Origin of the sequence: Paenibacillus sp. SORGH_AS_0306 (assembly GCF_030819345.1) — a bacterium.
GTDB lineage: Bacteria > Bacillota > Bacilli > Paenibacillales > Paenibacillaceae > Saccharibacillus > Saccharibacillus kyungheensis.
Map to the genome: position 1 here is coordinate 4,680,650 of NZ_JAUTBP010000001.1, position 16,840 is coordinate 4,697,489.

General features: G+C 39.0%; 14 protein-coding genes. 11 read left to right on the forward strand and 3 right to left on the reverse strand.

Annotated elements, in window-relative coordinates:
• The first annotated feature begins 130 nt into the window (after positions 1 to 130).
• Entirely contained in the window at positions 131 to 2,155 is a 2,025-nt protein-coding gene (locus QE450_RS20665) for a putative bifunctional diguanylate cyclase/phosphodiesterase (protein WP_307301766.1), read from the forward strand.
• 32 nt (positions 2,156 to 2,187) lie between these two features.
• Here QE450_RS20665 and QE450_RS20670 read toward each other — a convergent pair whose 3' ends face one another.
• Positions 2,188 to 2,829: a DNA-3-methyladenine glycosylase gene (locus QE450_RS20670; RefSeq protein WP_307301767.1), complete on the reverse strand. Its 642-nt coding sequence runs from the start codon at positions 2,827 to 2,829 to the stop codon at positions 2,188 to 2,190.
• A 170-nt stretch (positions 2,830 to 2,999) separates the two neighbouring features.
• Here QE450_RS20670 and speE point away from each other — a divergent pair, with 170 nt between their 5' ends.
• Positions 3,000 to 3,830, forward strand: a complete 831-nt coding sequence (gene speE / locus QE450_RS20675) for a polyamine aminopropyltransferase (protein ID WP_274171306.1) — start codon at positions 3,000 to 3,002, stop codon at positions 3,828 to 3,830.
• Between the two features lie 161 nt (positions 3,831 to 3,991).
• Positions 3,992 to 5,197 (forward strand): WD40/YVTN/BNR-like repeat-containing protein, encoded by a 1,206-nt coding sequence (locus QE450_RS20680; protein ID WP_307301770.1) that lies wholly within the window; start codon positions 3,992 to 3,994, stop codon positions 5,195 to 5,197.
• 70 nt (positions 5,198 to 5,267) lie between these two features.
• Here QE450_RS20680 and QE450_RS20685 read toward each other — a convergent pair whose 3' ends face one another.
• Both QE450_RS20685 and QE450_RS20690 read right to left on the reverse strand, forming a co-directional pair.
• Positions 5,268 to 6,347: a DUF418 domain-containing protein gene (locus tag QE450_RS20685; protein WP_307301771.1), complete on the reverse strand. Its 1,080-nt coding sequence runs from the start codon at positions 6,345 to 6,347 to the stop codon at positions 5,268 to 5,270.
• A gap of 2 nt (positions 6,348 to 6,349) precedes the next feature.
• On the reverse strand, positions 6,350 to 6,928 hold the full coding sequence (locus QE450_RS20690; protein WP_307301773.1) for a TetR/AcrR family transcriptional regulator: 579 nt from the start codon (positions 6,926 to 6,928) through the stop codon (positions 6,350 to 6,352).
• Positions 6,929 to 7,200: 272 nt separating this feature from the next.
• Here QE450_RS20690 and QE450_RS20695 point away from each other — a divergent pair, with 272 nt between their 5' ends.
• The 8 genes from QE450_RS20695 to rho all read left to right on the forward strand — a co-directional run bounded on the left by QE450_RS20695 (position 7,201) and on the right by rho (position 16,722).
• Positions 7,201 to 7,638 carry a YwiB family protein gene (locus QE450_RS20695; protein WP_307301775.1) on the forward strand — a complete coding sequence of 146 codons (438 nt, stop codon included), beginning with the start codon at positions 7,201 to 7,203 and terminating at the stop codon, positions 7,636 to 7,638.
• A 30-nt stretch (positions 7,639 to 7,668) separates the two neighbouring features.
• The gene (gene argS, locus QE450_RS20700) at positions 7,669 to 9,348 is read left to right on the forward strand and encodes an arginine--tRNA ligase (protein WP_273614363.1); all 1,680 of its coding nucleotides are present in this window, start codon (positions 7,669 to 7,671) and stop codon (positions 9,346 to 9,348) included.
• Positions 9,349 to 9,531: 183 nt separating this feature from the next.
• Positions 9,532 to 10,077 (forward strand): DNA-directed RNA polymerase subunit delta, encoded by a 546-nt coding sequence (gene rpoE / locus QE450_RS20705; protein ID WP_273614364.1) that lies wholly within the window; start codon positions 9,532 to 9,534, stop codon positions 10,075 to 10,077.
• Between the two features lie 275 nt (positions 10,078 to 10,352).
• Positions 10,353 to 11,954 carry a CTP synthase gene (locus QE450_RS20710; RefSeq protein ID WP_204827335.1) on the forward strand — a complete coding sequence of 534 codons (1,602 nt, stop codon included), beginning with the start codon at positions 10,353 to 10,355 and terminating at the stop codon, positions 11,952 to 11,954.
• 365 nt (positions 11,955 to 12,319) lie between these two features.
• Complete coding sequence (locus QE450_RS20715) at positions 12,320 to 12,706, forward strand: response regulator (RefSeq protein WP_273614365.1); 387 nt, start codon at positions 12,320 to 12,322, stop codon at positions 12,704 to 12,706.
• A gap of 152 nt (positions 12,707 to 12,858) precedes the next feature.
• A complete protein-coding gene (fba, locus tag QE450_RS20720) occupies positions 12,859 to 13,713 on the forward strand; it encodes a class II fructose-1,6-bisphosphate aldolase (RefSeq protein WP_204827334.1) in 855 nt (284 codons plus the stop codon).
• A 144-nt stretch (positions 13,714 to 13,857) separates the two neighbouring features.
• Positions 13,858 to 15,117, forward strand: a complete 1,260-nt coding sequence (locus QE450_RS20725; RefSeq protein ID WP_273614366.1) for a UDP-N-acetylglucosamine 1-carboxyvinyltransferase — start codon at positions 13,858 to 13,860, stop codon at positions 15,115 to 15,117.
• 246 nt (positions 15,118 to 15,363) lie between these two features.
• Positions 15,364 to 16,722, forward strand: a complete 1,359-nt coding sequence (gene rho / locus QE450_RS20730) for a transcription termination factor Rho (protein WP_273614367.1) — start codon at positions 15,364 to 15,366, stop codon at positions 16,720 to 16,722.
• The last annotated feature ends 118 nt before the right edge of the window (positions 16,723 to 16,840 follow it).

The following is a 16,840-nucleotide window of genomic DNA, read 5'->3' on the forward strand; positions in this document are numbered from 1 at the left end:
AGATGGTATGATTCGTAACAGAATCTGCCATCTATTTTTTTAAAATAAAAATTGGGATAATTTACTATAACTAAAACAAGGAAAATAACCGTTTTATATAAGTAGAGAGTCGTTTGAAAGGAGGATGAGTATGGAACATATGGATATTCATTATAATACTGAAATTGTAGTACTATCATTAATCATTTCGATATTCGCTTCTTATTTAGCGCTTAATCTGGCAAATAAAGTCTCTCAATCGAGAGGTACGCATAAAATTATATGGTTGAGTTCAGGTTCTTTTGTCATGGGTGGCGGAATCTGGGCTATGCATTTTGTAGGCATGTTGGCTTTTCATACAGGTGTAAATATTCGTTATGATGTTGGAACTACATTTTTATCTGCTTTTGCCAGTATCACTGCTTCGTTGATTGCCTTTTATGTAACTTTAGATTCAGTAATGCGCTTATGGAAAATAGCTGTCGGTGGAGCAGCCATGGGCATAGGAATCGTCACGATGCATTACACCGGCATGGCGGCGATGCAGATGGATGCAGATATTACGTATAATCCTTTCTATTTGATGCTATCTGTACTTGTAGCTTTGGGAGCTTCTTATGCTGCTTTATTTTTATTTCGGCGTTTTCGCAGTCGACCTAATTTTAGCCTGTGGAAATTGTATAGCGCGATCGTAATGGGTTTTGCTATATCAGGTATGCATTATACTGGTATGGCGGCAGCGCAATTTCATTATACTCATACGGCTTCCACTGATGAGTCAATGAAAGGACAACTGTTTTTGATTACAGGAGTAGCCGTAGTGACTTTTTTGATTTTGGCAATTTCGTGGGCAGCGATTTTTGTAGAACGTCATATTTTGGAACGGATGGCTTACAGTGATCCTTTAACTGGACTGCCTAATCGTCATGGCTTACAGCGTTATTTTGAAAAAGAATTTAAACTGCAAAAAGAAGGCGCAGTTTTATTTCTAGACTTGGATCGCTTCAAATCGATTAATGATACACTCGGGCATGATATTGGGGATGAATTATTAGTACAGGTAGCCCAAAGACTTAAAGTTTGTATGGTGGATCAAGGGATTGTGTTTCGCTTGGGTGGCGATGAATTTTTGATTGCGACTAGCAAAGGAATTACCCAAGATATTGAACAACTTGCAGAGCATATTCTAGATGTTGTTAAAAAACCATATCAATTGGGCGGTATTGAATTATTTATAACTGTAAGTATAGGCATTGCTCTAGTACCTCAACATGGATATGAACGTTCTTTTTTAATGCGTGCAGCCGATACAGCGATGTATGTATCCAAAAATTCAGGCAAAAACAAATACAGTATCTTTAGTGAAGATATGAATCGTCGTCAGATTCGGAGAATGGAGCTTGAAAATGATCTGCGGCGAGCTTTTGAAAATAACCAGCTTTTTATTGTGTATCAGCCGAAATGGGATTCAAAGAATAATCGTCTGACAGGAATGGAAGCATTATTACGTTGGAACCATCCAGAATTAGGTATGGTATCTCCGGCTGAATTTATTCCTGTAGCAGAAGAAACTGGCTTGATTATGCCTATTACGAATTGGATGTTAGAAGAAACCTGTCAACAGAACTTGATCTGGCAAAAACAACATCATATCTACGTGCCTATTTCAGTTAATATGTCCGCGCGTATGTTCGAATGTCCTGGATTTGCAAATCGGGTAGAACAAATCATTGCTGAAACAGGTATCGAAGCTCGTTATTTGGAATTGGAGATCACAGAATCGATTGCGATGGATGGTATTGAAGGAACAGTAGAACAGTTGCAGTATATTCAACAACTTGGAGTAAAGATTTCTTTAGATGATTTTGGAACAGGATATTCATCATTAGGTATTTTGGATGAACTTCCGATAGATATTCTCAAAATCGATCAGATTTTTATTCGCAAAAGCGATATCGCTTCCAAGCAAGCTATCATTAGTACCATTGTAGCAATCGCTGATAATCTCAATTTAGACTTAGTGGCAGAAGGGGTAGAGACCCAAGCTCAAGTCGAATTTTTACAATCTAAAGGTTGTTATGTGATACAAGGGTATTATTATGGCCGACCGATGACCATTTCACAGATGGATCAATGGATACAGTCGATAGACAAAAAGATGTCGCTAGCAGAGTAACTATTCTGCATGAAGCGGCATCTTTTTTTGTATTAAGAGTCCAATAATAGTGAAGTGGGCGTCGAATTTTTGGCAGAGACATAGAGATGATCTTTGATATAAAAGCGCCACGGCTTGCTTGCATATTCTTCGGCATAATCAATATTAATACGTGGGCCACATTCGATTTCAAATGGATGTTGCTCCAAATCAGATGACTGTTCTAAGCGAAGCAGACCCCCGCTAGCTAACAGATTCAGACCATTTAAAGACTTATCAATCGCTAATGCCTGACAGAGCTTTCCTGGCCCATTTGATAAATTACGAATCCGACGTGAATCAGTCGGTCTTAATTGCAGCATCAATTGTTCGTCTCGCGTCGATACAGGTTCTACCGCACGAATCAATACCGCTTGCGGATCATCTACATCACCAGTAACTACATTTACACAATGATACATACCGTAAATGAGATACACATACGAAGTACCTCCTTGTCTAAACATCATTTCTGTACGAGCAGTACGCCGATTACCGTAAGCATGACTGCCTTTATCTTCAGCGCCCCCATAGCTCTCTGTCTCGATGATCCGACAACGTATTTCACCTGCTGGCGTAATCCGGCTAATGATTTGACCGAGTAGACGTGGAGCCGCATCAAGTGCCTTCATTTGGACAATGTCTGAGATGTTCATCGAATCGACTCCTTTTTCAAATGTAAGATATTTTGGCAACGTATCCTTTTGTACAAATCGGTTTAAAGTTCCTTTTGCAGTCTAGGGTTATATCGCGTATAATGCGAAATGAATGTGGTAACATCGACCTTTCCAATTCCGATAAATATATGCGAAAGAAGGTAATAAATATGGAATTATGGTACACCGAAAAACAAACGCCGGTATTCGGCATTACAGCTAAAATTCGTGAGACACTGGTGACTGAAAAAACAGAATTTCAAGATTTAGCGATGATCGATACAGAAGAATTCGGACGCATGCTTGTACTAGACGGCATGGTAATGACTACAGTTAAAGATGAATTCGTTTATCATGAAATGGTCGCTCACCCTGCATTAAACACACACCCTAATCCTAAACACGTATTAGTTGTAGGTGGTGGCGATGGTGGTGTTATTCGTGAAGTCTTGAAGCACCCTGAAGTTGAAAAAGCGGTATTGGTTGAAATCGATGGTAAAGTGATCGAATATTCCAAAAAATACCTACCAGAAATCGCTGGAGAACTCGACAACCCGCGTGTTGAAGTCTTGGTGAATGATGGTTATATGCACATTATCGAAAGCAAAAATAAATATGATGTCATTATGGTTGATTCTACAGAACCTGTAGGCCCTGCTGCGCCACTATTTGAGCGTGGATTCTATCAAGGTATCTATGAAGCACTTAAAGAAGATGGTATCTTTGTAGCGCAAACAGACAACCCTTGGTTCAAAGCAGAGCTTATTCAACAAGTAAACAAAGATGTTAAAGAAATCTTCCCGATCGTACATGTATATGGTGCGAATATTCCAACATACCCAAGTGGTCTATGGACATTTACAATGGGTAGTAAAGTACATGATCCACTTCAAGTGGACGAGACAGCGATTCCTGAAATGGAAAGCAACAAATATTATACACCACGTCTACACAAAGCAGCATTTGTGTTGCCTAAATTTGTAGAAGACCTTTGCAAATAAGGATTATAGATTGTACGTATTTATAAGTTGATTAAGAAGATCTGTATCCTCTTTTATATAATATAGAAGAAGACAGGTCTTCTTTTTGTATGATTAAGGTTAATACTATAGTACATAGACTAATATTCCATGTATGTAACATATTCTAGGAGGCTGAATATATGAAGATGAAAGATAATCGTTTTCAATATGGATCGTATCCATCACTTAGCATTATAATGGCATTTGTATTGTTGTTAGGAATGGTTGAATGGAGTGGAACACCTGCATCTGCGGCAACGTCTAAAGCATGCGATGTGAATGGAACTACGCTACAATCTCAATTGGAACAAGGACGTTCATCTAGTATCCAAGAAGATATTCATTTTACCGATACCGACTTTTTGAGTCAGACAACAGGCCGAGTAGCAGGAAATGGATTTTTGATCGGTACTTCTGACGGTGGATGTCACTGGCAGAAGATTTATACAGGTACATGGCAGTTTAGTCAGATTGAATTTACAAGTAATACACAAGGTTGGGCTCTGGCAAGCGCTGCTTCTGGACAAAAACCTGTCTTTTTAACGACAACCGATGGTGGTACGACTTGGAAAAAGCCATATAACGGAAATCTTCGCTTTACCAAAATCGATAAAAAATCTGGAAGTACTGGATTTGCATATACCACATCAGGTGTATACAAAACGATTAATGGTGGAGCAGCATGGACAGCGATCCCTACACCGGCTAATACACGCGGTGGTTATTTCCAGGATAGCAACACAGGATGGGTAGTCAAAACAGTATCCGGTAGCAATAGTGGATACCGTATTATGCAAACGATTGATGGCGGAAACAAATGGACAACTTCGCTTAGCGTAGGTTCGCTTGAAGTATCTGGCGGCGAAATTTATGCTAGTGGCAAGCAAGTATGGGCAATCTTATACAGTGGATCAGGGATGTCTCAAGTATCGTATTCGGTCTATGCCAGTGCAGATAGTGGCACAAGCTGGCGTCAAGTGTTCGGACAATCGACAGCAGGTGGCGGTAAAGCACCGGGTACAGGCGCTTTAGGTAATGGTGAAGGCCCTGCTCAGCCAGGTGGACAACCAGGTAATATGCAATTTGTAGGTAATACAATAGCGTATCTTGCAGGTGGATCACCAGCAGGTGGTAAAGTAGCTGTCGGAAGATCGCTAGACAGCGGCAAAACGTGGAAAAATATGCCGGCTACAATCGACGGTAGCAGTGCTAACATTTCATTTTTAAGTCAAAATGTAGGTTATCTTGCTGTTACCGATTCTTTAACTCCATCGATCTATATGACCAAAGATGGCGGTAAAACATGGTCTGCTACATTAAAATTTACAGCAAAAGATAATAATTAATATAACCAAAAGCAATCTGTCTTTTTAGATAGGTTGCTTTTGGTTTTTATCTACTTCATTGTGATAAAGTTTAGCAACATTTACGCATAATGAATTCGATAGGACCTCGATCTACTCGTTTACGCCAAAAGGAAGAAAAGATCAGCGCAACTACAAAATACAAAAATGCATAACACGTAGAAAACACTACATTTTTATTTTCTAAGTATCCAATCAATTGCAAAAATTCTAACCCTATCAAAATATGCCCGATATAATGCGTAAGAGAAAGTTGCCCTGTAGAGATTAAGCTTCTTGTTAACCAGAATTGACTCGTTTTATCAACAATATAAAAACAAGCAGTCAATACACATAAAGCTGAACAAGTAGCAGAACAAATATATAGTGTGGTAGGTGGCATAGGCTTAGTGGTGAATAAATAAGTGGCTGATTCATAATCTAACCATGGAGACGAAAAGCGAATACATAGATACGAAATGATTTCGAAGATAAAAGTACCTGTTAATGATAACAAGAATATCTTTTTGCGATACTGCGGAGAAGTCCAATCTTTACGTCCCAACCACATACCGATTAGAAAAAAGCTGAACCATGGAAAAAGAGGATGAAATCCATTTAAAAATAGATTGCGCCAAAATCCTTGGAGCGTCCAGAAATCTACATATTCATGAAAAGAAGAATCCCAGCCTTTACCGTAATTAAAAACGATTAGAAATAACTGCGAACTCACTAAAATCAGAATAGTTAATCGTACCAGTAGACGATCTGAAGCCGTAATAAGTAACGAACCCAAAATCATAAATACAGCATAATAATGCAATATATCTGCATTCCAACCTACAAGCAGTAATACGAATCCAGCAATCAATAAAAATAATGAGCGGTAGTACAATTGTTGGCGATTTTTACGTATTAGTGTAGGCTCCTTAGATATTCTGGCTCGACGTGTCATTAAAGAAATGCCAAACCCTGCTAAGATCACAAATAACGCAGAGGCTCTCCCTTCAAAGATTCCTGTAAATAAGTTGAGCCATGCTAAATGACTCTGAGTGGCTTCCATCGCTATTTTGTAGTTAACAATAATCATACCCAAAATCGCCAGTGCTCTTGCATAATCTAGAGCTACAATACGAGAAAGCCTAGTATTCATGTTTAATCTCCTTTGATAATAGTCTGAACCGTTTTAGTCCAAATATCCTCGTATCTGTAATGAAATCCATAGCCTACAAAGTTGTCCATACCATCAATAATCATAGTGAGCGTTTGAGCGGCTAGAGAAAGATCTTGAGTATGAACAACTTCGCAAGAAGCCCCGTATTGCAGTAACTTTTCAAAACCCGTCTGAAATCCTTCCAAAATATTTATCAATGTCTGAGCATAATGCACTTCCCGATAACCGAGTGCTTGGTACTGATTCATAATTCGAGCATAATATTCGTCTGTCTGTTGAGCAGCTAAGATTTTTAATCCATCATTTATAAACTGTTGCTCAAAATTTTGCTTGGTATAGCTAGTAATATCAAAAAAATATTCAAATCTAATACTCTGGCAAATTTCATTAAATAAAGCGTCAATAATAGAATTTTTAGAGGGGAAATGATAATAAAGAGCAGGTTTGGTCATTTTCAATTCCTTGCTGATCATAGACATACTGGTTTTATCAAAACCATGTTCAGCAAATAAACGATACGCAATTTCTAAAATGTCTGCATAAGTCGACTTTTTAACCATAGTGATATCATGACTCCTTTTATTTTACTTACCGGTAGGTAAAATTAGTTTATAACAAAAGAAATTAAATTTCAATCGCTAATTGTTAAACTATTCATGAAGATAACAAAATACGCATTTGGCTATAAAAACGGATTTTTTTGCTCAGAATCTCTACGTGCGGTTCAATATAATGGTACAATAGAAAAGATTGAGCTTATTGAATTAATCGTGAAAATGTTCTATATTCAACAAGCTAACATGGCGCATCATCAAAAATGGAGCTGGATCTTATGACTGAATTCAATCAGGTACAATTGACATTGCAGAGCGATCAAGATGGAGAGCTAAGCACAACTCAATTTATCGGGCAGGCTTTTCAAAAAGGCAGCAGTTTATATATTCGTTACACCGAATCCGCAGATACTCTTCAGCAGGAAGTTCGTACTGTCGTGAAGATCGATGATCATGAAGTGAAAATTATGAGACGTGGTGCTGTAGAATCGGATCAGACTTTTCGTCAAGAAGAGCGATTGCCGGGTTCGTACCGTTCACCGTTTACGACATTTACACTTTTGACACACACTACACAATTGACACAAGCGCTAGATGGACATCTTGGACGTGTAAACTGGGAATACGAATTGTATGTGCACGAAGAGCTTACAGGGACATTTAAGATCAGTTTACATATACAGGCATTGGCTACACATGAAGTAGCAGAAATGTGAGCCATGCGAACACAGGAGGAGCAGTAGAAGATGACACGTAATCCATTGGAACAAAGTCGCAGTGCAGTAAAAGAAGCTGTGCATGCAGCGGTAATCGCAGCGAATATTGTAAGCAGTGAAGAAGTACCAGAAGTGGTGCTTGAAGTACCCAAAGACAAAGCGCACGGAGACTTAGCAACGAATATTGCAATGCAATTAACTCGCATCGCTAAAAAGAATCCTCGTCAGATCGCAGAAGATATTATCGCTAATCTTGATCTTCAACAAGGCGATATTGAACATGCAGAGATCGCAGGGCCAGGATTTATCAATTTCACATTGAACAAAAGTTATCTGTATCCAGTTATTCAAGTGGTAGCAGAGCAAGGTGAAAATTATGGTCGTATTGAGCATGGCAAAGGGGAAAAAGTAGAAGTTGAGTTTGTCAGTGCTAACCCAACAGGAAGTCTACATTTAGGACATGCTCGTGGAGCTGCTTTTGGCGACGCATTATGTAATATTTTTGACTTTGCAGGCTATCAAGTAACCCGTGAATATTATATTAACGATGCTGGTAATCAGGTGTCGAATTTAAGTAGCTCTATTGAAGCACGCTATTTGCAAGAGCTAGGTCAAGATGCAGCTATGCCAGAAGATGGTTATCATGGTGCAGATATCAAAGGATTTGCCAAAGAGTTAGTAGAGCAAGAAGGCGACCGCTTATTATCCCAATCACCAGGAGAACGTGCTGCCTTTTTCCGTCAATATGGTCTGGAAAAAGAATTGCAAAAAATCCAACGTGATCTAGAAGCGTTCCGTGTGAAGTTTGATATCTGGTTTAGTGAGACATCTCTTTATGAGACAGGTCAAGTACTGGATGCATTAGACGAGCTACGCGAGCGCGGAGAAGTCTACGAACTTGATGGTGCAACATGGCTTCGTACGACTGCTTATGGCGACGATAAAGACCGTGTATTGATCAAAAATGATGGAACGTATACGTATTTGACACCGGATATCGCTTATCACAAAGACAAATACGGTCGTGGTTACGATAAAATGATCAATATCTGGGGTGCCGATCATCATGGATATATTCCACGGATGAAAGCAGCGATGCAAGGATTAGGTAACGATCCTGAGAAATTAGTCGTATTGATCGCACAAATGGTAAGTCTGTTCCAAGATGGCGAAAAAGTTAAAATGTCCAAGCGTACAGGTAAAGCGGTAACGATGGAAGACTTGATGGCAGAAGTAGGCGTAGATGCTATTCGTTACTTCTTTACAATGCGCAGTATCGATTCTCATCTTGATTTTGATATGGACTTAGCGATTTCAACATCGAATGAAAATCCTGTATTTTATGTTCAATATGCACATGCACGTATCTGTAGTATTTATCGTCAAGCAGAAGAGCAAGGTATTCAATTACCTCCATTGTCTGAGATTGATTACAGCTTGTTAACAAGTGAGCATGAGTACAATCTATTGCACAAAATGGGCGAATTGCCTCAAGAAATAGCTCTAGCTGCTGATAACTATGCTCCACATCGCTTGATTCGCTATGTATACGAGCTAGCATCTATGATGCATAGCTATTACAAAGCAGAGCGTACATTGACAGATAATGAAGCACAAACGGCTGCTCGTCTAGCTCTATTAGGCAGCGTTCGTACAGTTATCGTGAACGTACTTCGCCTTGTTGGAGTATCTGCTCCAGAACGTATGTAATCGTCAGATATTGTCGTAAATCTAGAACGTTATATCTCAAAACACGCAAAACTTCCGATTTTTTGTAAAAAACTTGATTTTTGCTGATAAATAGGTTTTACTTAACTCAGCATTTTGCATTTTTTGTGCGAAAAAACGTGAATAATAAAGCGTGAAAATGGATCCGAGAGGAAGTGTCCGTAAGTGAGTACACCGCAAGAATTAAAAATCGATCCGGAAAAGGTACACGAAATTCCGATGGTAGATTTGGCTGTTGCTATTTTGAAAAAAATCAATACGCCTCTATATTACCGTGACCTTATGAAGGAAGTTGCAGAACTACGTGGCTTTACTAAAGAACAAACTGATGAGTATATCGCTCAACTATATACTGAAATTAATGTAGATGGACGTTTTGCATGTGTAGGTACTAACCTATGGGGTCTTAAACGTTGGTATCCGCTTGAGCGTGCAGAAGATCCAATCGCGAATGCGAAGCGCCCTCGTATCATCAACGATGAAGAAGATGATGATATCGAAGACGAAGAATTCAACAACGAAGATGTTGTTGATGCAGATGAAACAGAAGATGAGAACTACGATGCAGTAGACGAAGATTCTGATGATATCTTTGTTGACGGCGAAGATGACGATGAAGACAAAGCTGATCTTGTTATCGACGACGAAGATGACGATGACGACGATGAAGACGAAGATGAAGAATATGTAGAAGAAGACAATAAAGAGTAATCTTGAATAAAGAACGATGAAAGTCTGCCTGTTTTGGGCAGGCTTTTTTTCTTGCGGATATGTCTTGACATGGTACAAAGATACAGAGTAAACTATTGCTTGGGCTTATCATTTAAACCTATAACTAAACGTATACGCATTTTCTCAAATGCTGTAATAAATAAAAGTGCCCCGTAGCTACGGGTGTCACTTTTTTTGTTTTTTATAAGGAAAAGGGGCTGTGTAACCCCCCATATATCGCCGGAATTTCTGGAAAATAATTAGGAGGTCATACAGTGGCAAAGTATATTTTTGTAACAGGCGGAGTTGTATCTTCACTCGGCAAAGGGATTACAGCAGCATCACTTGGTAGATTGTTAAAGAACAGAGGTTTGAAAGTAACGATTCAAAAGTTTGACCCGTACATCAATATCGATCCAGGTACGATGAGCCCTTATCAACATGGCGAAGTATTCGTAACAGATGATGGCGCAGAGACAGATCTAGATCTTGGACATTACGAGCGTTTTATCGATATTAACTTGTCCAAAAATAGTAACGTAACAACAGGTAAAGTATATTCCTCCGTAATTAGCAAAGAACGTCGTGGTGAATATTTGGGTGGAACAGTACAGGTTATCCCACATATTACAAATGAAATTAAAGAGCGTGTATTCCGTGCAGGTCGCGAATCTGGTTCTGATATTGTTATTACCGAAATCGGTGGTACTGTTGGTGATATCGAAAGCCTTCCGTTCCTTGAAGCGATTCGTCAGATCAAAAGCGATGTAGGCCGCGAAAATGTAATGTATATTCATGTTACCTTGATTCCTTATATCAAAGCAGCAGGTGAAGTAAAAACAAAACCGACTCAACATAGCGTTAAAGAATTACGCAGTATCGGTATTCAACCTAACGTGATTGTATGTCGTACAGAATATGAATTATCTGAAGATATGAAAGCCAAAATTGCATTGTTCTGTGATATTGATGCAAATGCAGTTGTAGAATGTCGTGATGCTTCTTCTCTTTATGAAGTACCACTTAATTTACGTGATGAAGGTCTGGACGAGATCGTTGTCAATCATCTCAAACTAGATACTCCTCAACCGGATATGACAGAATGGGAAAGCCTTCTTAATCGTATCAAAAACTTGGAAAAAACAGTTGAGATCGCGATTGTTGGTAAATATGTAGCTTTACATGATGCTTACTTGAGTGTGGTTGAATCGTTGTCACATGCAGGATATCATGCAAATGCTGACGTGAAATTGCGCTGGGTTAATGCAGAAGAAATCACTGATGAGAACGTACACGAATTGCTTGGTGGTGTAGGTGGTATCCTGGTTCCAGGTGGATTCGGTGATCGTGGTATTGAAGGTAAAATCAGTGCAATTCGTTATTCACGCGAACGTAGCATTCCTTACTTTGGTATTTGCTTGGGTATGCAAGTATCTGTTATCGAATACGCTCGTGCTTTTGCAGGATTAGAAGGAGCGAATAGTTCTGAGATTAATCCAGCTACTCCTTATCCAGTAATTGATTTATTGCCAGAGCAAAAAGATATTGAAGATCTAGGCGGCACTATGCGTCTTGGATTATATCCTTGTAAATTACAACCAGGTTCACTAGCGATGGAATGTTACGGAGAAGAATTGGTATATGAACGTCACCGTCATCGGTATGAGTTCAACAATCAATACCGTGAACAAATTGAACAAATGGGTATGAAAATCTCCGGTACTTCTCCAGATGGTAGACTGGTAGAGATCGTAGAAGTTCCTGAACATCCGTGGTTCTTAGCAGTACAATTCCATCCAGAATTTACTTCTCGTCCGAACCGTCCACAACCGTTATTCCGTGAATTTGTCAAAGCTTCTATTAAGCATCAAGGCTAATATATATTAGATCGATAACAGGCGATTTCTTTCTCACTATAGAGGAAGAAATCGTCTTTTTTTGCAATACATCAAAGTGACATATTTTTATATTCTCTTCTATACGATGCACCGTTTATAATTAATAGAAGAAAAGAGTAATTATAAATAATGGTTATTATTAGAAAGTAAACCTAAATTTTGTTGGGACAAATTTGTAGAATAAGCAGGACTTTCGCAAGTCAGAGCGAATTTGTATATTATGTTATACAACATAAACTTTGACATCTATCTAACAACCGTTTGAATTGTGTGTTCGTCATCATTCTAATTAAGAAAAAAATCACAGCATAATACTTTAGCAGCGATGAAGGGAAGGATGACAAGTGGAACAAAAGAAAATACTTATCGTAGACGATCAAAATGGAATTCGAATTTTACTGATGGAGCTTTTTGGAAATGAAGGATATCAGATGTATCAAGCAGCTAACGGTAAAGCAGCGCTTGAAGTGGTAGAGAAAGATAACCCGGATCTTGTTCTTCTAGATATGAAAATTCCAGGTATGGATGGACTGGAAATTTTGAAGCATATCAAATCTACCCATCCTCATATTAAAGTGATTATGATGACAGCTTATGGAGAATTAGACATCATCAAACAAGCTAAAGATCTAGGGGCGATCAGCCATTTTACCAAGCCATTTGATATTGATGAAATGAGAAATGTAGTAGATCAAAACCTAAGAGGTAATCAAGTGGATCAGCAAAAATAAAATCCTATCCTCTAAGATAGGTTTTTTGCTATGCAAAGACGCATAGCCCTTTTTAAATTGCTTGTTTAGTATTTGAAGTGGGTTGTGTTATAATAAGCAACGTATGCGAGTATCGGCTTACAAATACCATCATTCTCAAGGAGGATATCATTATGCCATTAGTATCTATGACAGACATGTTAAACAAAGCACTTGAAGGAAAGTATGCAGTTGGACAATACAACATCAATAACCTGGAGTGGACTCAAGCGATTCTGGGAGCAGCGGAAGAAGAAAAATCACCAGTAATCCTTGGTGTATCTGAAGGTGCTGCACGTCATATGGGTGGATTCACTACTGTTGTTAAAATGGTAGAAGGATTGCTTCATGACATGAAAATCACTGTTCCAGTTGCTATTCACTTGGATCATGGTTCAAGCTTTGACAAATGTAAAGAAGCGATCGACGCTGGATTTACATCTGTAATGATCGATGGATCTCACCATTCAATCGACGAAAATATCGAAATGACTAAAAAAGTAGTAGACTATGCACATGCTAAAGGTGTTTCTGTTGAAGCTGAAGTTGGTACTGTAGGCGGACAAGAAGATGACGTTATCGGTGGTATCATGTATGCTGATCTTAACGAATGTGTACGCATCGTTAAAGAAACAGGTATCGATACATTAGCTCCAGCATTGGGTTCTGTACATGGTCCTTACCACGGCGAGCCTAACTTAGGATTCAAAGAAATGGAAGAAGTGCGTGACGCAGTTCAAATTCCATTAGTATTGCACGGTGGTACTGGTATCCCTAAACACGATATCGACAAAGCAATCTCTTTGGGTACATCCAAAATCAACGTAAATACTGAGAACCAAATCGTATTTGCAAAAACAGTTCGTGAAGTACTTGCTGCTAAACCAGATGCTTACGATCCTCGTACATTTATTGCACCAGGTCGCGACGCTATCAAACAAACAGTTATTGGTAAAATCCGTGAGTTTGGAACAAGCAACAAAGCGTAATCATATTGTTTTTGTCAAAAACATTTTAAATAACAGATTGTGGGAAGCACACCGCCTAGTCGGTGTCTTTCCATTTTCATTACCAAAATTCAACATCACGTATCGTTTACCGGATGCAAAACACGTAGGGGGACATTAAGCTTTATGGAAAAATTAATGATTAGTGGCGGACGCCCGTTGCAGGGAACTGTAACGATCAGCGGTGCAAAAAATAGTGCCATTGCGCTTATTCCTGCGGCATTGCTTGCGGAATCGGAAGTCGTGTTGGATAACTTACCGCTATTAAGCGATGTAGCCGTTTATGCAGAAATTTTAGAAAATTTAGGAGCAAGTGTAAGCTGGCACGAAAGTGAAAACCAGATGCGCATTGATCCAAGTGACGTTCGATCAATTCCAATGCCCAATGGCCCTGTCAAAAAGCTAAGAGCTTCGTATTACATGATGGGTGCATTACTTGGACGTTTTGGAGAAGCAACGATCGGTTTACCGGGAGGCTGTAATTTTGAACCTCGTCCAATCGATCAACATATCAAAGGATTTGAAGCGTTAGGTGCAACAGTAACAAATGAACACGGTTCGATTCATTTATATGCTAAAGAATTACGTGGAGCTAAGATTTACTTGGACGTTGCTAGTGTAGGAGCAACGATTAACATTATGCTTGCGGCTGCAAGAGCCAAAGGGCATACTATTATTGAAAACGCGGCGAAAGAGCCTGAGATTATAGATGTAGCAACACTATTAAATGCTATGGGTGCAAGTATCAAAGGTGCAGGTACAGAGACTATTCGTATTGAAGGTGTCACTGAAATGCATGGCTGTAGACATTCTATTATTCCTGACCGTATTCAAGCAGGAACCTATATGGTAGCAGCAGCAGCGACTCGTGGTAATGTTTTAATTGATAATGTTATTCCTAAGCATTTGGAAGCTATTACTGCCAAATTATTAGAGATGGGCGTGCAAGTAGAAGAGTTAGATGAAGGTATCCGCGTGATGGGGAGACCTACGTATAACCATGTTGATGTAAAAGCATTAACGTATCCTGGATTTGCTACTGATTTGCAATCACCGATGACAAGTCTACTTACACAAGCTCAAGGTGTGAGTGTACTTAGCGATTTTGTGTATAGTAGCCGATTTAAGCATGTTCCTGAACTGGCGCGTATGGGCGCTAAGATCAAAGTAGAAGGTCGTTCTGCTATCATTGAAGGCGCACCACTTAATGCGGCCAAAGTCAAAGCGATGGACTTGCGTGCAGGAGCTGCGCTTGTTATTGCAGGCTTAACCGTGCCTGAAGGTATTACAGAAGTGTCTGGTGTTGAATTTATTGACCGTGGTTATGATCATTTGGTCGAGAATTTGCGTAATCTAGGCGCAGATGTGTGGAGAGAAATCGTCTAAATAGGTTATATCATCATATTTCAAGTCATCCCTCTGTTGGGGAGGAGAACTCTTTTGTATTTTTTATAAAATACATACCTCTTGAATATCTCCTCCCAAAATGGGTAATGCTATCCTATGAACAAATTTGAAAAATTCCACTCCTTTTACATGTAGTTTCTCAATCTTCCGAATAATAGTAGTTTTGTTTTAGTTTACTTATATTTGTCTCAACAATCTTGATAAAATTGAATAGGTGGTTATTTTATGGATTTACAAATTTCCGATTTGGAAGAAATGAAGCTGACTGATCTGTATAAGCTAGCCAAACAGTATCAGATTCCTTATTATGGACAGCTCAAGAAAAAAGAATTGATTTTTGCTATCTTGCGCGCACAAGCTGAAAAAAGCGGTTTGATGTTTATGCAAGGTGTACTTGAAATTTTACCTGAAGGTTATGGATTTTTACGACCGATTAATTATCTTCCCAGTCATGAAGATATCTATATTTCAGCCTCACAGATTCGTAAGTTCGATCTTCGTACAGGTGATCTAGTATCTGGTAAATGTAGAGCACCAAAAGAAAATGAACGTTACTTTGGATTACTTCAAGTCAATGCAGTCAATGGAACAAGCCCTGAACAAGCCGCAGAGCGTCTTCATTTCCCAGCATTAACTCCTCTTTATCCACAGGAAAAATTAGTATTAGAAACCGCTCAAAATAAACTATCAACTCGTATTATGGATGTTCTTGCACCGGTTGGACTAGGACAACGTGGTCTAATTGTTGCACCTCCCAAAGCAGGTAAAACATTGCTTCTTAAAGAGATTGCTAACAGCATCTCCACAAACAATCCTGAGATTGATTTGTTTGTATTATTAATTGATGAGCGTCCTGAGGAAGTAACAGATATGCAGCGTTCGGTCAAAGGTGAAGTAGTTGCTTCTACATTTGACGAATTGCCAGAAAATCATATTAAAGTAGCTGAATTGGTACTTGAACGCGCACTTCGTCTTGTAGAACACAAAAAAGACGTTGTTATTTTGTTAGATAGTATTACTCGTCTGGCACGTGCGTATAACCTGGTTATTCCACCATCTGGACGTACACTAAGTGGTGGTATAGATCCAGCGGCTTTCCATCGTCCGAAGCGTTTCTTTGGTGCTGCCCGTAATGTAGAAGAAGGCGGTAGTCTTACGATTCTTGCTACAGCTTTGATCGATACAGGTTCACGTATGGATGATATTATCTACGAAGAATTTAAAGGTACAGGTAATATGGAACTTCATTTGGATCGCAAATTGGCAGAACGTCGTATTTTCCCGGCAATCGATATTCGTCGTTCCGGTACACGGCGTGAAGAAGATTTGTTAGGTAAAGAAGAATTAGATACGATCTGGCATATTCGCAAAAACATGAACGAAACCCCTGACTTTGTTGATGGTTTCCTCAAAAAAATGCGCAATACAGAGACTAACAAAGAGTTCTTAGCATCTTTCGATACCGCTGAAGAAACAAATGCAAAAGGCAAAAGCAGCAGTGCTAAAAAGCCAGCAAATAGCAGTACTTCAAGCAGTCCTGGAAGACGTCCAACACGTTCGACTGCTTCAGCGTCAACTAAATAATATTCAGATTATAATCTAGTAGCAGGTTACATTTGGAACGCTATTTTATTGGATAAAAATGAATTTTTTGAAAACAATATATCTGTCCATTGCAATAGAAGCTTCTCTCGGTTATAAT

Excerpts from the sequence above, each read along its gene's own strand:
- QE450_RS20685 (WP_307301771.1), bottom strand. The coding sequence starts at position 6,347 with ATGAATACTAGGCTTTCTCGTATTGTAGCTCTAGATTATGCAAGAGCA.
- QE450_RS20690 (WP_307301773.1), bottom strand. The coding sequence starts at position 6,928 with ATGGTTAAAAAGTCGACTTATGCAGACATTTTAGAAATTGCGTATCGT.
- fba (WP_204827334.1), top strand. The coding sequence starts at position 12,859 with ATGCCATTAGTATCTATGACAGACATGTTAAACAAAGCACTTGAAGGA.
- QE450_RS20695 (WP_307301775.1), top strand. The coding sequence starts at position 7,201 with ATGACTGAATTCAATCAGGTACAATTGACATTGCAGAGCGATCAAGAT.
- QE450_RS20725 (WP_273614366.1), top strand. The coding sequence starts at position 13,858 with ATGGAAAAATTAATGATTAGTGGCGGACGCCCGTTGCAGGGAACTGTA.
- QE450_RS20670 (WP_307301767.1), bottom strand. The coding sequence starts at position 2,829 with ATGAACATCTCAGACATTGTCCAAATGAAGGCACTTGATGCGGCTCCA.
- QE450_RS20680 (WP_307301770.1), top strand. The coding sequence starts at position 3,992 with ATGAAGATGAAAGATAATCGTTTTCAATATGGATCGTATCCATCACTT.
- QE450_RS20665 (WP_307301766.1), top strand. The coding sequence starts at position 131 with ATGGAACATATGGATATTCATTATAATACTGAAATTGTAGTACTATCA.
- argS (WP_273614363.1), top strand. The coding sequence starts at position 7,669 with ATGACACGTAATCCATTGGAACAAAGTCGCAGTGCAGTAAAAGAAGCT.
- speE (WP_274171306.1), top strand. The coding sequence starts at position 3,000 with ATGGAATTATGGTACACCGAAAAACAAACGCCGGTATTCGGCATTACA.
- rho (WP_273614367.1), top strand. The coding sequence starts at position 15,364 with ATGGATTTACAAATTTCCGATTTGGAAGAAATGAAGCTGACTGATCTG.